The following is a 17,646-nucleotide window of genomic DNA, read 5'->3' as shown; positions in this document are numbered from 1 at the left end:
TGCGGGCCGGTGGCGGGTGAACGCGCCACCGCCGTACGGCGGTTCACCGATCCCCCCAGCACCGTGAGAGGCACCACGATGACCACACACCGCGTCAGGCGTTACGCGGTCCGCGCGTTGACCATGACGATGGCGGCCTGCGCCGTCGCTGCGGCGACCACCCTTCCGGCGTCCGCCGCCGACCAGCCGACCAGGCCGCAGCTCATGGCCGACTGCGCCTCGGGCGAGGGCAAGTGCACCTTCAACTCGCCCGAGCTCGGGGAGGCGTACCTGGGTGGGTTCCGCCAGGTGTCGAACTCCCTGTTCAACTGCAGTACGTCCGACTCGACCCAGTCGATGACCTGGGACGACACGGTGGGCTCCACCGACTCGCTGGGCGTCTCCGTCACGGCCGGCGGTAACATAGCGGGCATCGTCGACCTGAGCGTAACCGCGAGTTACAGCCATAGTTGGTCGAGCAGCCACTCGGAGAGCAGCTCGCTCAACATGACGGTGAAGCCCGGCGAAGTCGGATGGATCTCGCGAGCCCAGGTGATGCAGAAGGTCTCCGGCACCTGGCAGACCCACTACGACAGCCCCAAGTGGGGCCACTACTACTGGTTCTTCCAGGACACGATCACCAGCCCGGCCAAGAACGGCACGGACGGCAAGAGCAACGCCGTGGTGGTCAAGACCCGCAAGATGACGGCCGCGGAGAAGCGCTCCTGCGCCGCCGAGGGCCACCAAGGCGCCACGTTCGTCCGGACCCGCTGACCGACCCGGCCCCGCCCCGTCCCCCGGGGCGGGGCCGGCGGCGCGGGCATGCCTTTCGGATCGGGTCCGGGCACGCGGAGCGTCGTCGGCACAGCGTCGCGCTGGGCCGGGGAAGCCGACGAGTTGCCGAGCCGGAGCCCGCACCGCCGCCCCGGACTCCGTCGTTCGGCCCATCAAGGGCATCGGCCGCGACGCCGAAGAGGATCAGGCGGAGTCGCCCCACCCCCGCGTTCCGGTGCGTCTCCACGCCCCTCGGCCGCCCCGACGACGGCGGCGGTCCCGCACCTTGGCCGCCAGGCCCGGAGGAGATCCCGCATGCGCGTCTTCCCACCCCTGACCGCTGTCACCACCGCCGCGCTCCTGCTGGTCACGGTCGCCGGAGCGACCCCCGCCGCAGCCGACCGGAACCCCGGCGGCGGCGCGCCGCTGATCAAGGTGTCCGACGGCGACCCGTACGCGGACTGCACCATCGGCGCCATCTCGCCCGAGAGCTACGCCTACCCGGGCACCGAGGTCGAGCCGTACCTGTCCGTCGACCCGCGCGACCCGAAACGCGTGGTCACCGTGTACCAGCAGGACCGCTGGAACGACGGCGCCGCCCGCGGCCTGGTCGCCTCCTGGACCACCGACGGCCGCACCTTCCACCGGAGCACCCTGCCGTTCAGCCTGTGCGCCCCCGGCGGAGCGGACTACGAACGGGCCTCCGACCCCTGGGTGAGCACCGGACCCGATGGCACCGTCTACGCGAGCGGGGAAGGCGTCGACTTCACCAGGCGCACGCGCAGCGCCCTCCTGACCGCCACGTCCCACGACGGTGGCCGCACCTGGCAGAACCTCACCACGACCCATGTCGACGAGCAGCCGTTCTTCAACGACAAGCCCTCCCTCACCGCCGATCCGATCCGTGGAGGCACCGCCTACCAGGTCTGGGACCGTCTCGACAACGACCCGCCCGGCCCCAGCTCCCTCGACGGCCCCGGCTACATCTCCGTCACCCGCGACGGAGGCCGCACCTGGAGCGAGGCCCGGCGGTTCGTCGACACCAGCGCCGTGCCGAACACCCAGACCATCGGGCACGTGATCGTCGTCGACCGGCGCACCGGCACCCTGTACGACTTCTACGACCGGATCACCCACTCCGACGACCTGAGCACCGTCGTCGAAGCCCATTACCAGGTGGTCACCTCCACCGACGCCGGCGAGACCTGGAGCGCCCCGGTCACCGTGGCCCGGGACACCTCCGTGCCCGAGGTCGACCCCAACGACCCCACCAAGCTGCTGCGCGCCGGTTCCACCCTGCCCAGCCCTGCCGTCGACCCGAAGACGGGCACGCTGTACATGGCCTACGAGGGCGCGGACTTCTCCGGCGGCCGTTTCGACTCCGTCCAGCTGGTGCGCTCCACCGACGGCGGTCGCACCTGGGGTGCCCCGGAGCTGATCAGCCCGCAGGACGTGCCGGCGTTCTCCCCGTCGATCGCGGTCGACGACCGGGGCACGGTCGCGCTCACCTACTACGACCTGCGCTTCCTCGAGCCCGGCGACACCACCACCCTGCCCACCGCCTACCAGCTGGCCACGCTGCCGCACGGGAACCTCGAGCAGCGGACCGAACGCCGGATCTCGCGGGTGTTCGACTGGCTGCGGGCGCCGTTCGCCGGGGGCTACTTCCTCGGCGACTATCAAGGCCTGGTCGCGGACGGCAAGGGGGTGCGGGCGGTGCTCACCGAGACCAACTCCGACGCACCGGGGAACCGTACGGACGTCTACACCGGCAGCTTCCGTATCGGCTGACAGCTTTTAGCCGCTGTTCATGAGGGTGTCAAGTCCCGAGTTTCCGGAACATGACCCGGATGTGGCCCTCGGGGCTTACTTGTGGTGCGGGCCTCACCGGAAACGGAACGAGGCAGACGAAAGAAAAGGAAAACCTCCCCGAGGATCCCTTCTCTCGCCGATACCACCGCACCGTCCCGGAAATCCGGGTACGTAAAACAGCCCTCTTGATCTGTAGGAGAACGTCATGAACCGCAAGATGCACACCAGCAATGTCACCCGTACCACCCGTCGCGGCTTCCGCCTCGCCACTCTGGCCGCCGCGGCCGCTGTGGTCACAGGAGGAGTTGTGCTTCCGGCGTCCATGGCCTCGGCCGCTCCGGTGGCCTCCCACGTGGCTACGGCCCTCCCGAACGGTGGAGGCGCCGGAGGTGACGGTGGCAAGGGCGGTACCGGCGGTCTGGTCGGTGGCGCCGGTGGTGCCGGTGGGTCCGGTGGCGGCAGCGTCACGGGCACCGGTGGTAAGGGTGGCAACGGTGGTACCGGTGGAGACGGCTTCCTGCTCGGCGGCGCCGGTGGCGGTGGCGGCGGTGGCGGCGAAGGCCGGATCGGTGGCGCCGGTGGTAACGGTGGCGACGGTGGCTTCGGCGTCCTCCAGGGCGGCAACGCCGGTGGCGGTGGCGGTGGCGGCGACGGCTTCCTCAAGGGCGGCAAGGGCGGCAACGGCGGCAACGGCGGCTTCAGCTTCTTCAACGGAGGCAACGGCGGCAAGGCCGGCGACGGCGGCTTCGGTGGCCTGATCGGTGGCGAGGGCGGTGACGGCGGCGCCGGTGGCGGCAGCCTCTTCTGACCGCTCACCGCAGGACCCGGCTCAACGGGGTGGAGGCCTTCGGGCCGCCCCCCCCCCCCCCCCCCCCCCCCCCCCCCGCCGGGGGGGGGGGGGGCGGGGGGGGCGGGGGGGGGGGGGGGGGGGGGGGGGGGGGGGGGGGGCGGGGGGGGGGGGGGGCGGCCCCCTTTCACCCCCCCCCCCCGCGCCCCCGCCCGGGGGGGGGGGGGGCGGCGCGCCCCCCCCCCCCCACCCCCCACCTCCACCCCCCTCTCGGTATGTGCCGAAACGGAGAAACCCGTCATGTTCACGAAGTCCTGGCAGCGTCCGATCATCCTGGCCACGGCCTCTCTGGCCCTCGTCACCGGTACGGCGTGCGCCGCGCAGGCGTCGCAGTCCCACACCCCCACGAACATCAGCGCCTCGGCCCCGGCCGACCAGCCCGAACACTGCGTCGGGTTCGGCGTCGGCGGCAAGGGTGGAGAGGGCGGCAAGGGCGGCAAGGGCGGCCGGGGCGGCGAGCCCGGTCAGCCGGGTGAGCCCGGTCAGCCCGGCGGGGTCGGTTGCTTCACGTTCGAGGACCTGCCCGACAAGTCGAAGGCGGATCTGACCGTGGTCGACAAGGTGCGCATCGCGATCATCGTGCTGGCGGCCGACGACGAGGAAGAGACCACGAAGAAGATCGCCGACAAGTACAAGATCTCGGAAAAGCAGATCGACACCTGGAAGAAGTACTACGTCGACGGCGACTGGTTCGCCCTGATGGGCGACGACGACCGCTCGTGAGGCATCGACGCCCCGGTCCGCAGCGGGCCGGGGCGTCGGAGAAAACCTCGGAAGAACGAACGGCCGGACATCGATCGGGCCCACTCGACAGGAACGCGGAAAGCGGGACATCGCAGCCGCGTCACGGAATGCAATTTCCAGGCAAGGGAGAAAGTCTCATGCGTACGCGATCCACGAAGTTCCGGCTCGGCCTCATCATCTCCGCGACCCTGATCGGCGCGGGTGCGATCGCACCGGTCGCCACCGCGGCCCCGGCGCCCTCCGTCCAGACCGTCTCCGCGTTCGGAAACGGGGACGCGCGTCCCGGCGGCGGCCGGTTCCACGGCAAGGCGGCGCTCGGCGGCGTCAAGGTGGACAAGGGCAGCGTGCGCGTCGGTGACCGGGTCTGTGCCGGCAACTGCGACGGATCGGTGAACGGAACCGACGGCGGCAAGGGCGGCATCTGCGCCGGGCTGTGCAACGGGAGTGCCAACGGCGGCAACGGCACCACGGGCGTGCCGGGCGGCAACGGTACGAACGGCGGCAAGGGCGGTATCTGCGCCGGGACCTGCAAGGGCAGCGCCAACGGCGGCAACGGCGGCACCGGTGGGGTCGCGCTGCCCGGCGGCGACGGCGGCAAGGGCGGCAACGGCGGCGACGGCGGCCTCTGCCTCGGCTTCGGCTGCGGGAGCACCGGTGGCCTCGGCGGCAACGGCGGCGCCGGCGGCAACGACGACGACTGACGACGACTGACGACGGCAGGCGACGACGGGCCACCACGGACCCGCACGCGCACGGTGACCGGTTCCCTTTCGGGGACCGGTCACCGTGTGCGTTCACGTGTGGGGGCGGGTGCGCGCGGATGTACGGGGCCGCCCCGACCGTCCCGCCTCACGGCGCGCTCGGGTGGGGCGATCGATAGACTTCCAGGTATGCGAGAGCGGCCCGCCGCCTCCGGCGGCGTCACACGGCCGGGCGAGGGGGACGTCCGATGAGCGAGGTGTCGAACCTCAGCGTGTACGCGGGCCGCGCCTCGGGCCTCATCGGCAAGCAGATCGCCGGCTACCGCGTGGAGCGCATGATCGGCCGCGGTGGCATGGCCGTCGTCTACTGCGCCAAGGACCTGCGCCTCGACCGTACCGTCGCGCTCAAACTGATCGCCCCCGAGCGCGCCCGTGACGAGACCTTCCGGCGCCGCTTCACCCACGAATCACGGGTGGCCGCCTCGATCGACCACCCGCACATCGTGCCCATCTTCGAAGCCGGTGAGACCGACGGCGTCCTCTACATCGCCATGCGCTACGTCTCCGGCCTGGACCTGCGCGCCCTGCTGGACCGCGAGGGGCCGCTACCCGTCGCGACCGCCCTGCGCATCGCCGCCCAGGTGGCATCGGCGCTCGACGCCGCCCATGACCACGACCTCGTGCACCGGGACGTCAAGCCCGGCAACATCCTGGTCGCCGCGGGCACCGACAGCGACCACCCCGAGCACATCTACCTCACGGACTTCGGGCTGACGAAGAAGGCGCTGGCGCTGACCGGGTTCACCACGGACGGGGAGTTCGTCGGCACGCTCGACTACATGGCGCCGGAACAGATCTCCGGCAGGCCGGTGGACGGTAGGTGCGATTTGTACAGCCTGGCGTGCGTCGTCTACGAGACCCTCGCCGGCGGGCCGCCCTTCCAGCGCGAGGAGGACGCGGCGCTGCTGTGGGCGCACCAGTACGATCCCCCGCCCCCACTGACGGAAAGGCGGCCGGGAATCGCTCCCGCCGCCGCCGACGTGCTGACCAAGGCCCTGTCGAAGGTCCCCGAGGACCGCTACGGGTCCTGCCTCGAATTCGTGGCCGCCCTGCGCGACGCGACAGGAGGCGGCATCGGCCGTCACGCCGATCCGCCGTCGCGGGAGGATTCCCGTCCCCCCGTCGCCCCGAGGGCCTCCGCGCCCCCGCGGGAGCCCCCGGTCTGGGCCCGGCCGGTCTTCTACGGCCTGCCCGGCGGCCCGTAGACCGCCTCGCCCGTCACGGGCGTTCTCCGTCTCCCCCCAACATCCTTCCCGCGGTGGTCACAGCCCCATCGAGATGGCCAGGCGGGTCATCTCGGCCGTGGTGCTGATGTTCAGCTTGGCGCGGATCCGGCGCAGATAGGCGTCGACCGTGTGCTTGGAGAGCCCCATCTGGCGGGCCGTCTGCAGGTAGGTGCAGCCGGCGGCGATGTGCCGCAGGGCCTCCTGCTCGCGCGGGGCGAGGGTGGGGGCGGTGGCGGTGGCGGTGGCTTCGGTCTGCGGGGCGACGAGGGTGAGACTCATGATTTCCTCCGACGGATCGGTCCGGTCATCACTGCTCACGTCCTCGGAAGCAGGGGACGTATACCTGAATGTCGGTGTTTGTCCCTGATAAAGAGCTTGTCGGCGGGACTTCATGGAGGTGTCCGTCGACTGTCACAGGCGCGTCACAGGGAACATTTCCGTGCATACCGCCCGGCTCTGTACGCGTCCTCGTCGCCCTCAGAACCCGGTGAGGGACTGCTCGGCCCAGATGGTCTTGCCGATGGCCGCGTGCCGGGTGCCCCAGCGCTGGGCGAGCTGCGCCACCAGCAGCAGGCCCCGCCCGCCCTCGTCGAAGGTCCGGGCCCGCCGCATGTGCGGGGCGGTACTGCTCGCGTCGGAGACCTCGCAGATCAGGGTGCTGTTCCTCTCGTGGATCAGCCGCAGCTGGATGGGCGGCTGCCCGTACCTGATCGCATTGGTGACCAACTCGCTGACCAGCAACTCCGTGACGAAGGCGGCCTCCTCCAGCCCCCAGGCCGTCAGCTGGTCGGTGGTCCGGCGCCGGGCCGTGGCGACCACGGAGGGGTCGGAGGGCAGGTCCCAGACGACGACCTGGTCGGCGTGCAGGCCCCGGGTCCGGGCCACGAGCAGGGCCACGTCGTCGTCCGGGCGGTGCGTCAGCATGGCCGTCAGTACGCGGTCGCACACCGCGTCCAGCGTGTCCGCCGGCCGGACCAGGGCCGCGAACATGCCGTCCAACGCCTCGTCGATGTCGTGGTCGCGGGCCTGCAACAGGCCATCGGTGTACAGGGCGAGGATGCTGCCCTCGGGCAGCTCGACCTCGAGCGTCTCGAAGGGCAGGCCGCCCAGGCCCAGCGGGGGACCGGCCGGGACGTCCAGGAGGTACACGGAGCCCTCCGGGGAGACCACGGCCGGTGGCGGGTGGCCGGCCCGGGCGACCGTGCAGCGACGGATGACCGGGTCGTAGACCACGTAGAGGCAGGTGGTGCCGATGCCCCCCGCCGTCTCCCCGCCGGAATCCTGGTCACCCTCGTCGGCGGACAGATGGATGACGAGGTCGTCGAGGTGGGTGAGCAACTCGTCGGGGCCCAGGTCGACGTCGGCCAGGGTACGTACGGCCGTCCGCAGCCGTCCCATGGTGGCGGTGGCCCGGATGCCGTGGCCGACGACATCCCCCACGACCAGCGCCACCCGGGCGCCCGACAGCGGGATCACGTCGAACCAGTCGCCGCCCACACCGGCCTCGCCGGCCGCCGGCAGGTACCGGGAGGCGATCTCCAGCGCCGCCTGGTCGGGCAGCGTGTGCGGGAGCAGGCTGCGCTGCAGCGTCATCGTCGTGGTGTGCTCCCTGCCGGACCGGTACGCGTTGCGGATCCCGGCCGCCGCCCGGGCCGTGAGTTCCCCGGCCACCCGCAGGTCCTCCTGCTGGAAGGGTTCCCGGCGCCGGTGCCGGCTGAAGACGGCCACCCCGAGCGTGCCACCGCCGGCCCGCATCGGCACCACCATGATCGAGTGGGCCCCGTACTCCCCGATCCAGGCGGCCTCGGGGTCCTGGGCAGCCCACCGGGCGAGGGCCGGGTCCATGGCTCCGTACACGGCGCCCCGGCCCGCGACCAGTGCCTCGACGGGCGGCGACAGCGGGGGATAGCTGGTCGTGTCCCCGACGGCGACCCTGGACTCCGGGGTGCCGTCGAGTACCGACCGCGCCGCGGCACGGCACACGGTGACCGGCCCGTCGGCCTGGACCGCGGACGGCTCGTCCCCGCGCGGGAGCGGCTCCAGCAGGTCGACCACCGCGAAATCGGCGAACCGGGGGACGGCGGCGTCGGCCAGCTCGTGCGCGGTGCGGACACTGTCCAACGTGGTCCCGATGGGAGCGGTGTCGACCTCGTCCGTCAGGAGCATCTGGTGCTGGACGCTCTCCACCGCGCTCCGGTCGTGCGCGGCCAGACACACGGCGTGCACCCGGCCGTCCGGGTCCCGCAACGGCGCCAGCGAGGTGGCCCAACCGTGCTCCCCGCCGACGCCCGTCGGGTGGACGAAGGCCTCCATGTACTGCGGCTCACCGGAGTCCAGCACCAGGCGCATCCGGCGCTCCGTCTCGTCGCTCACGGGATCCGGCGCGATCTCCGGCAGCCGTAGTCCCCGCATCTCGGCCTCCGTGAGCGCGAGCGTGCGCTCCATGCCGGCGTTCGCCCGCACCAGTCGCAGATCCGTGTCGAAGATCGCCATGAAACAGGGGGACTGGGTGAACGCCCATTCCTTCAGCGGTTCGTCCCAGGGGGAGTGGGCCGCGCCCCCGACGGCGGACACCACGAACCACTTGGTGGTCCCGCCGCTGGACGTCCAGCGGTGCGCGAGCAGGGCCACCTCGATGCGGTGACCGTCCCGGTGGCGCAGCGCCACCGTGCCGCTGAACCGCTCCTGCTCGGACGGCACCCGCCGCGCCGCTTCGGTGAGGACATCGGCGAGCCGGTGGGCGGCGGGCAGTCCCACGACCTCGGACGGCACATAACCGAGCAGCCGGGTCGCCCCTTCGCTCCATTCGGTGACGATGCCCTGCTCGTTGATCGTCGCCGAGGCCGTGTAGGCCGACTCGAGGGAGGCGCCCGTCTCCTCGGGCCGCTCACCAGGAGAGGTGGGAACTTGCTCCATCGCCACTCATCTCGCCCTCGCTCGTTCCGTTGCCGCCGTCCTACGGGACGTGCACGGCCAGGCGCTCCTCTGACCAGAATGATCCCGCCGGGCAAGGAGCACCAACGCAGTGCGGTCACGCGGGGCACTCAACCACCCGGGTGCGCGAGGACGAGGGCGAGCGCCGCGTCGCCCGCCCGCCACACCATCGCGCGGCGCCGTCCGCCGAGGACGGGCGGGCGGAGACCGAGGATCGGGATGCCCCGCGGAGCCTCGCCGAAGACCCCGCTCCGGTCGGCCTTCACCGCGGCCTCCTTCAGCGCCCAGGCCGCGGTCATCGCCTCGGGCCGTTCGCTACCGATGAGGGCGAGCTCCGCGGGCGACAGGAAATGGTCCGCGACCCGGCGCACGGCGTCGGCCGAGTCGATCTCGCACAGGTCCACCCCGACCGGCTCCGGCGCGAGAGCCGCGGCGACGTGCCGGGCGGTGTGGCTGATGGAGAGATACAGGGCGGGCAGCGGGCTGCTGCCGCCGACGAGGACGCGGGGGCTGCCGTCCTCCCGCGGGAGGATCTCCACACCGCCCGCCGGCGCGGGGACCACCTCACCCACCAGCCGCTTGGCGAGGAGCCGGCCCGCCGTCCACTCGGCCCGCCGCCAGGCCGGCAGCGCCCGGAGCACGCGCCGCTCGGCCGGTGAGAGGGCGGGCACCTGACCGAGGTCACGGGCCCGGGCGACGATCAGGCGGGCTCCGCCCCACCGGTGGACGCGGCCCGGCGCGATCTCCCGGAAGCCGGCGGCCACGACGGCGGCGGTCATGGGACGACCGGGGCCGTGTCGAGGAGCGGCAGCTCGCGCGTCAGAGCGGCCACGGTCCGGCGGATCTGGGCGGGCGTGTGGTCGTACGTGATGAAGAACCGCAGCCGGGCCAGTTCCTCCGGTACGGCCGGATGGAGGATGGGGTTGACGCTGATGCCCTGCCGGAACAGGGCCTCCGCGAGCCGCAGGGTCTTCAGCGAGTCCCCGACGATGCACGGGACGACCGGCGTGTCATGGCTGTCCCCGGTGTCGATGCCCGCCTCCCGCGCGAGGTGGACGAAGAGCGCCGCGTTCTCCGAGAGCCGGGCCACCCGCTGCGGCTCTGCTCGCAGCATGCGCAGCGCGGTCAGCGAGGCCGCGGTGTCGGCCGGGGTCATACCGGCGCTGTAGACGAAGCCCGGCACGGTGTAGCGCAGGTACTCCACGACGGGGCGACTCCCCGCTACGTAGCCCCCGCAGCTCGCCAGCGCCTTGGACAGGGTGCCGGACCACAGGTCGACGGCCGAGCGGTCGACGCCGTAGTACTCGCCGATGCCACGACCGGTCCGGCCGATCGTCCCGATGCTGTGCGCCTCGTCGATCATCAACAGCGCGCCGTGCCGTCTCTTGACGTCGACGAGCGCGGGCAGGTCGGCGATGTCCCCGTCCATGCTGTAGACCCCTTCGACGACGACGAGCACCCGCCGGTACTGGTCGCGGACCTGCGTCAGCAGCGTGTCGAGGGCGGTGGCGTCGTTGTGGGGGAAGGGCCGCCGGGTCGCGCCGGAGAGCCTGCACCCCTGCAGGATGCTGTCGTGGGCGAGGGCGTCGTGGACGATGAGGTCGCCGGGCCCGACGAGGTGGCCGATCACGGTGACGTTGGTGGCGTGGCCGTTGGCCAGGGTGATCGCCGCCTCGCATCCGAGCAGGTCGGCGAGCTCGCTCTCGAGTTCCAGGTGGAGCGGTCGGCTGCCGGAGAGCAGTCGGCTGGCGGAGACCGAGGTGCCGCACCGCTCTATCGCCTCGTGGGCCGCCTCGTTCACCTGCGGGTGGGTTGCCATGCCGAGGTAGTTGTAGCTGGAGAAGGAGAGCAGTTCCCGGCCGTCGATCACGGTGGTGTCCGTCAGCGCGCCCTCGTGGACGAGGAAGTACGGATTGGGCAGTCCCAGCTCGGAGAGCGTCGCGAGGCGCTCGGTGTGGGCGGTGACCTCCGGGAAGCACTCGATCCGGGTGTGCTCCTCGGGCAGCGGGTTGGCGGCCGGAGCCGAGTCCTCCGGAAGGTCGGCGGGCGGCGGTGCCGGCGCCACGTCGGCTCCGGAGCGCTGCTCGGGGACCGGGGACGGGACCGGGGACGGGGCCGAGGCGGGGGACGGGATCGGGGCCGGCGCGGCGTCGTCGCAGCAGCTCGCGATCATCGCGGCGATCCCGGCGACGGTCGGCCGGTCCGTGGCCGTTTCGTCGCGCGTCCACCGGGGCCACTGCCGCTTGAGCGAGGTGAACAGGTCGGTCAGCATCAGCGAGTCGAAGCCGAGGTCGTCGATCAGCTGCTGGTCATCGTGCAGATGGGCCACGGGGAAGGCGCTGACCCGGGACACGTGCGCGAGCACGGACTCCCGGACGGCGGTGATGTCCCCGGCCGGCGCCGGCTCCGCGCCGGCGGGGTCGGCCGGTGCCTCCGGTGCCTCCGGTGCCTCCGGTGGGCCAGGGGGCACGACGGGCTCCGCAGCCCCGTTCGCCTCGGGGAGCTCGAGGGGCTCGGGCGACCGGGTGAGGGCGGCGAGCAGCGCCGCCTCCGTGGCCGCGTTCGGCTGGGGAAGCGTCTCGGCGAGGCGGGCGAGCAGCTCCGTCTGCTGCCGAACCAGCCGACGCAGTTCGTCCATCGGGTGGACCGCCGAGTCGTTCACGGTCATGGTCAGGGGAGCGGACACGGGGGCGCCCGTCCGCTCCGGGCGCCGACGCGGCACCCAGTAGGACTGCGTGGCGAGCTTGGCCACCGGCAGGTCGAGCAGTCGGCGCTCCTCCTGGGGGACCAGCGCGCGCGGGTCGACCGGGGCGCCCAGCACCGCGAGCCGGGCGAGGGCCCGGACGAGGCCCCGCCCGCCGTCCGGGGCCACCCCGGCGACGGGGACGACGTGGACGTCGCCGTGGTCGGCGAGGGTGCGGCGTACCGAGGTCAGCAGTGAGTTGCCGCCGGTCACCTGGAGGAAGACGCGGGCCCCTCGGTCGTAGGCGGTGCGCACGGCGTCGGCGAACAGGACCGGCGCGGACGCGTGCCGGGACCACAGCTCGCGCAGCCGCTCGGGATCGGTGCACAGGCCCGCGTCCACGGACGAGACGAACGGCAGGACGGGGCTGCCGATCGGGCGGTCGGCGAGGTCCGCGCGCATCTTCTCGTCGGCGGGGGCGAGCCGCGGCGAGTGGAAGGCGTTCGAGACGTCGAGCGCCACCGTGACGACCCCCGCCTCCGCGCAGGCCTGCCGCATGGCGTCGAGCCCGTCCGGCGTACCGCTGACCACGACCTGACGCGGCTGATTGAAGCAGGCGAGCCACACGTCGTCGATGCCGTTCACCAGCCGGCGGCAGGTGTCCTTGTCGGTCTGCACGGCGAGCATCCCGCCGCGCAGGCAGGTCTCGGCCTCCCGGAGGGTCGCGCCCCGGTGCACCAGCAGCCGTACGGTGTCCTCGCCGGTCAGGGCGCCGGCCGCCGCGGCCGCGGCGAACTCCCCGACGCTGTGGCCGAGGACCAGGTCGGGTGCGATGCCGAAGCCGGCGAGGAGTCGGGTGGCGGCGATCTGGACGGTCCCGAGCAGCGGCTGGCACACCTCGGTGGAGGCCGTCCGGCGCCCGATCTCCCCGGCGTCCTCGCCGTCGGCGGTCGCCGTCGCGCCGTACAGCAGGTCGCCGATGTCGAAGCCGGCGTCCTCGCGGGCCGCGGCGCCGAGGTCGTCGACGGTCGCCCGGAAACCGGGGAACCGCTCGTAGAGGTCTCGCATCATCCCCGGCCGCTGACTGCCCTGACCGGGGAAGAGGAAGGCGAGGCGGCGCTGTTCGGCCGGCAGCGGGGCGTCGGCGGCGAAGGCCCCGTCCCCGAGGTCGCCCCGCTCGCCCTCGACGAGTTGCCGGCGGGCGTGGCGCAGCCGCCGGACGAACGCCGCCGTGTCGTCGGCGACGATCGCGAGCCGGGCCGTCAGCGGCCGGCGGGAGCCGAGGGTGTGGGCCACGGCTGCCAGCGGGGCGGGGTCCGCCGTGTCGAGTGCGTCGAGAACCTCGCCGATGTACCGGTCCAGCAGCTCGGGAGCGCCGGCCGAGAGCAGGACGAGTCGAGGGCCGGTGTCCCCGCTGTTCCCGCCCCGGTCGGCGGCCGTGGCGGGCCGCTCCTCCAGGACCACGTGGACGTTCGTCCCGCCGAAGCCGAACGAGCTGACGGCGGCCCGGCACGGAGTACCGGCATCCGGAAAGGGCCGCACCGAATCGGCGAGCCGCAGGCCCGCGGCGCCCATGCCCAGACCCGGGTGCGGGGCGGTCCTCGGCTGCGGGACGATCGTCCGGTGGTGGACCACCAGGGCCGTCTTGATCAGCCCGGCGATGCCCGCGGCCGACAGGGAGTGGCCGATGAGGGCCTTGCCGGCGCCGACGTAGCACAGCGAGGGGTCGTCGTCGGGGTACTCGGTACGCAGCCGGCGCAGCGCCTCGACCTCGGCGCGATCGCCGGTCGCGGTGCCGGTGCCGTGGGCCTCCAGGAAGCCCACCGAGGACGGGGCGACCCCGGCGTCGTCGTAGGCCCGGCGCATGGCGCGCAGCTGGCCTTCGGGAGCGGGGGCCAGCGGACCGGGGGAGGCGCCGTCGTTGGCCGAGCCGATGCCCTTGATCACCGCGTAGACCCGGTCACCCGCGGCGAGCGCGTCGGCGAGCGGCCGTACGACGACGGCGCCGGCGCCCTCGCCGAGCACGAAACCGTCGGCCCCCTCGTCGAAGGGGCGGCACATCCCGGTGGCGGAGAGCGCCCGGAGCGTGGAGAAGCCGATCAGGCTGTCGGGGGTGAGGTTGAGGTACACGCCACCGACGACGGCGATGCGGCAGCTGCCCTGGCGCAGTTGGGCCACCGCATGGTCCAGGGCGACGAGCGAGCCGGAGCAGGCGGAGTCGACGGCGTAGCTGGGCCCGCCGAGGTCGAAGTGTCGGCTGACGGTGCCGGGGGCCATGTTGAGCAGGCTTCCCGGCAGGCTGTAGGCCTGTACGGTGCCGAGCGATCCCGCGTGCTCCTTGACGGCGTCCAGGAGGTCACCGTGGTCCGCCGCGTCCAGTCGGGCGTCCTCGGCCAGGGCGATGGCCCGGATGGGGGCCGACATCAGGTCCTTGTAGTCGGACACCGACATTCCGCAGAAGACCCCGGTGTTCTCCCGGTCGAAGTCGCCCCGGCCCAGCCCCGCGTCGTCGAGGGCCTCGCGGGTGACGTCCAGCAGCAGCCGGTGCTGCGGGTCCATGGCCCGGGCACGGGCGGGCGGTACTCCGTAGTGCAGGGCGTCGAAGTGGTCCACGTCGTCCAGGAAGGCGACCTGGTCGGTGTACGCGGCATGGGGGGCCGACGGATTGCCGGGTTCGTGGAAGGTCTCGTGGTTCCAGCGCTCCTTCGGCACGGCGGAGAACTGTCGCTCCCCGCTCAGCAGGAGCTTCCAGTAGGCGCTGATGTCGGCAGCGCCGGGGAAGCGGCAGCCGAGTCCGGTGATGGCGATGTCGGTCATGGGAGTTCTTCCTTGCCGTGAGTGTCGTGCGGGACGTGGAGGGTCGTGCGGGGGACGGGTACGGGGACAGACGCGGGACGGGTACGGGGGTACGGGTACGGAGCGGTGGTCAGTGGCGCGCGCGGGCCGGGGTACGCGGAGCGGGCCGGGCCGCGGGGCACCTGCGGACGGGAGCCGGGGGCGGCCGGGACGCGGGCAGCGGCTCCTTGGGCCGGAGGAGACGCGGCGCCCACCAGTTCAGGCCGCCCGCCAGGCGCATCAGCGCGGGTACGAGGACACCTCGGACGAGGGTGGCGTCGAGGAGGACGCCGAGGCCCGCGCCGATCCCGAAGAACTGCAGGAGGGACACCTGCGAGGTGCCGAAACTCAGGAGGGTGAAGGCGAGCAGGGCGCCGGCGGTGGTGACGATGCCGCCCGTGCGGGCCATGCCCGTGACGATCGAGCGGGCGTTGTCCTCCCCGGCGTCGTGCGCCTCCTTGATGCGGGCGAGGACGAACACCTCGTAGTCCACCGACAGCCCGAAGACGATGCAGAACAGCAGGACCGGCATGGTCGTACTGAGGGGTCCCGGCGTGAAGCCGAGCAGCTGGTGCAGATGACCCGACTGGAACACCCACACCATGGCGCCGAGGACGGCCGCGAGGCTCAGCGCGTTCAGCACGATGGCCTTGAGCGGGAGCAGCAGGCTGCGCGTGAAGCCCAGCAGCAACACGAACGTGGTGACGGAGATCAGCGCGAGCGCCAGCGGGATCCGGTCGCCCACGGTGGCCTTGGCGTCGACCAGGACCGCGCTCGGTCCCCCGACGAGGACCTCGGTCCCCGCCGGGGCCGGGAGCGCGCGGATGTCGTGGACGAGCCGCTGGGCGGCGTGCGACTGGGGGTCGACCAGCGGCACCACGGTGAGTCGTGCCGGGCCGTCGACGGCGGGCCGGACGCCCGCTCCGGCCGAGCCGGCGGTCGCCGCGGTGCTGGGCTCGCCGTACCGGAAGCCGCCGTCGGGCCCCACGACCTGGGCGACCTGCGGGAAAGCGGACAGGCGGCGGGCGTAGTCCGCCCGCTCCCCCGGGGGGACGCTGCCCGTGGTGACGACCGTCAGGGCGCTCGCGCCCTTCATGTCGAAGTGGTCGCGCACCAGGTCACCGGTCTGCCGGGCGGCCGCGCCCACCGGCAGTGCCCGGTCGTCGGGGGTGGCGAAGTCGGCGTGCGCGAAGGGTGCGGCGAGCAGCGTCAGCAGTCCGATCACCGGCAGCGCCGCGATCAGCGGGCGGCGTACGACGATCCGCGCCAGCCCCTCCCAGAACCCGGACCGGGAGCCGGAGCGGACCTTGCGGCGCCACGGCACGGCCCAGGCGTTCACCCGCTTCCCGAGCAGGGCGAGCAGGGCGGGCAGCACGGTCACGGCGCTCACCGCCGCGATCGCCACCACGGCGATGCCCGCGTAGGCGAAGGAGCGCAGGAAGTACGGTGGGAAGACCAGCAGGGTGGCGAGCGCGGCGGAGACGGTCGCGGCGCTGAAGGCGATGGTGTGACCGGCGGTGCGCACGGTCCGGACGGCGGCGGTCCGCGGGAGGAACCCGGCGGCCAGCTCCTCGCGGAACCGGGAGACGACCAGTAGCCCGTAGTCGATGCCGAGACCCAGGCCGAGGGCCGTGGTGAGGTTCAGCGCGAACACGGAGACGTCGGTGACACTGCCGAGGACGCTCAGGACGAGGAGGGTCCCGGCGATGGCGAGGACCCCGATCAGCAGGGGCAGGGCTGCGGCGACCACGCTGCCGAACACCAGGACCAGCAGGATCAGGGTGCCGGGCAGGACGACGGACTCGGCCCGCTTCAGGTCGGACTCGGAGATGTCCTGCAGTTCGGCGTCGACGAGGGCGCTGCCCCCGACGTGCACCGTCAGGGCCTTTCCGGCGTCGGCCGGGACGGCCAGCTCCGCGCGCAGCCGTTCGGCCCGCGCCGCGAGGTCCTCGCCCTCGCCGTCCACGTGCGCGACCAGCATCGCCGCGTCGCCGTCGCGGCCGCGCAGCTCCGCGGCACGGTCGGGCCAGTACGAGCTCACGGCGCTCACGTGCGGCTGCGCGGAGAGCCTTCCGGTCAGCTCCTCGCCCGCGCCGCGGGCGGCCGGGTCGTCCACGGAACCGCTGCCGCTCCGCGCGACGAGGACCAGGTTGGGGGAGGCGCCCAGGTGCTCGCCCGCCAGCTGTGCGGCGCGGCTGGACTCGGACCGCGGATCGTCGTATCCCTGCGTCTTCAGCCGACCGGCCGCATCCATGCCGAACAGGACGGAGAGGACGAGGAAGGCGAGCGCGCCGACGAGGACGATACGGGGGTGACGGGTCACGAAGGCCCCTGCGCGGCGGAACATGGATGCCTCCGGTAGGGGCGGCGAATCGATCCTGCTCTGGCGCAGGAAGGTCGATATCCACCGTGCCCGGGGGCGGGACGAGGCCGTAGTCCCGGCCATTCGTACCTTGACAGGACGGGACGGGCGGGCTCCCGGGGGCGTCGACACGCAGGGTGACATCGCGTGCCCGCGAGTCACTCGATGTGGTGGGTCCGTGGTGGGAGTGGCGGCGCCGGGGTGCGTCCGCTGCGTCCGCCGCCGACTATGGGCGGCGTACCACCCCCACTGCCGTTGTCAGGAGCTCACCATGCTGGAGCGCAAACTGCGCAAGGACCGCACCGAGGTCACCTTCATCCTGCCCGTCGACACCCCGCCGGGACCGGTCAGTGTGGTGGGCGACTTCAACGACTGGCAGCCCGGGGTCCACACCCTGGCCCGCCGGAAGGACGGCAAGCGCGCCGTGACGGTCGAGCTGCCCAGCAAGAGCATCCATTCCTTCCGGTACCTGGCGGCCGGGGACTACTGGTTCAACGACGAGAGCGCCGGCGACCAGGACGGCCCCAACAGCCGTCTGCACACCTGACGGGCCGGGCTCCTCGCGGACCCCGCAGCGCGCCCCGGCCATGGGCCGGGGCGCGTTTGCACGCCGTCGATCAGACGAAGTAAGGTTAGGCTTACTTAATCGATCAACAGTGCATATTTAGGGGCGAGTTGGTTGTCCGTCA

The 17,646-nt window shown here is 72.8% G+C and carries 12 protein-coding genes; 7 read left to right on the top strand and 5 right to left on the bottom strand.

Annotation, left to right across the window (positions count from 1 at the left end; all coding sequences use genetic code 11):
• The first annotated feature begins 78 nt into the window (after positions 1 to 78).
• The 6 genes from ACGFYY_RS07820 to ACGFYY_RS07795 all read left to right on the top strand — a co-directional run bounded on the left by ACGFYY_RS07820 (position 79) and on the right by ACGFYY_RS07795 (position 6,122).
• Positions 79 to 753, top strand: coding sequence for a hypothetical protein (locus ACGFYY_RS07820; RefSeq protein ID WP_393707599.1), 675 nt, complete (start codon positions 79 to 81; stop codon positions 751 to 753).
• Between the two features lie 315 nt (positions 754 to 1,068).
• A complete protein-coding gene (locus tag ACGFYY_RS07815; RefSeq protein ID WP_393707598.1) occupies positions 1,069 to 2,544 on the top strand; it encodes a neuraminidase (sialidase) in 1,476 nt (491 codons plus the stop codon).
• 226 nt (positions 2,545 to 2,770) lie between these two features.
• On the top strand, positions 2,771 to 3,373 hold the full coding sequence (locus ACGFYY_RS07810; RefSeq protein ID WP_393707597.1) for a hypothetical protein: 603 nt from the start codon (positions 2,771 to 2,773) through the stop codon (positions 3,371 to 3,373).
• A 279-nt stretch (positions 3,374 to 3,652) separates the two neighbouring features.
• A complete protein-coding gene (locus tag ACGFYY_RS07805; protein WP_393707596.1) occupies positions 3,653 to 4,135 on the top strand; it encodes a helix-turn-helix domain-containing protein in 483 nt (160 codons plus the stop codon).
• Positions 4,136 to 4,293: 158 nt separating this feature from the next.
• Entirely contained in the window at positions 4,294 to 4,857 is a 564-nt protein-coding gene (locus ACGFYY_RS07800) for a hypothetical protein (RefSeq protein ID WP_393707595.1), read from the top strand.
• Positions 4,858 to 5,105: 248 nt separating this feature from the next.
• Positions 5,106 to 6,122, top strand: a complete 1,017-nt coding sequence (locus ACGFYY_RS07795; protein ID WP_365280436.1) for a serine/threonine-protein kinase — start codon at positions 5,106 to 5,108, stop codon at positions 6,120 to 6,122.
• Between the two features lie 57 nt (positions 6,123 to 6,179).
• On the opposite strand, the gene ACGFYY_RS07790 is transcribed toward ACGFYY_RS07795, so the two are convergent.
• The 5 genes from ACGFYY_RS07790 to ACGFYY_RS07770 all read right to left on the bottom strand — a co-directional run bounded on the left by ACGFYY_RS07790 (position 6,180) and on the right by ACGFYY_RS07770 (position 16,918).
• Positions 6,180 to 6,422: a response regulator transcription factor gene (locus ACGFYY_RS07790; RefSeq protein ID WP_109780529.1), complete on the bottom strand. Its 243-nt coding sequence runs from the start codon at positions 6,420 to 6,422 to the stop codon at positions 6,180 to 6,182.
• A 198-nt stretch (positions 6,423 to 6,620) separates the two neighbouring features.
• Positions 6,621 to 9,059 (bottom strand): SpoIIE family protein phosphatase, encoded by a 2,439-nt coding sequence (locus ACGFYY_RS07785; RefSeq protein ID WP_393707594.1) that lies wholly within the window; start codon positions 9,057 to 9,059, stop codon positions 6,621 to 6,623.
• Between the two features lie 128 nt (positions 9,060 to 9,187).
• Complete coding sequence (locus tag ACGFYY_RS07780; protein ID WP_393707593.1) at positions 9,188 to 9,856, bottom strand: 4'-phosphopantetheinyl transferase family protein; 669 nt, start codon at positions 9,854 to 9,856, stop codon at positions 9,188 to 9,190.
• Positions 9,853 to 14,577 (bottom strand): type I polyketide synthase, encoded by a 4,725-nt coding sequence (locus ACGFYY_RS07775; protein WP_393707592.1) that lies wholly within the window; start codon positions 14,575 to 14,577, stop codon positions 9,853 to 9,855. Before ACGFYY_RS07775 ends, ACGFYY_RS07780 begins: the two co-directional genes overlap by 4 nt.
• 109 nt (positions 14,578 to 14,686) lie before the next feature.
• Positions 14,687 to 16,918 (bottom strand): MMPL family transporter, encoded by a 2,232-nt coding sequence (locus ACGFYY_RS07770; protein WP_393707591.1) that lies wholly within the window; start codon positions 16,916 to 16,918, stop codon positions 14,687 to 14,689.
• Between the two features lie 310 nt (positions 16,919 to 17,228).
• Here ACGFYY_RS07770 and ACGFYY_RS07765 point away from each other — a divergent pair, with 310 nt between their 5' ends.
• Complete coding sequence (locus ACGFYY_RS07765) at positions 17,229 to 17,504, top strand: isoamylase early set domain-containing protein (RefSeq protein ID WP_365270131.1); 276 nt, start codon at positions 17,229 to 17,231, stop codon at positions 17,502 to 17,504.
• Positions 17,505 to 17,646: the final 142 nt, after the last annotated feature.

This window comes from Streptomyces sp. NPDC048331, from assembly GCF_043201215.1.
GTDB lineage: Bacteria > Actinomycetota > Actinomycetes > Streptomycetales > Streptomycetaceae > Streptomyces.
Note: the sequence above shows the minus strand (reverse complement) of the source record. Positions and strands in the feature narration are given on the sequence as shown.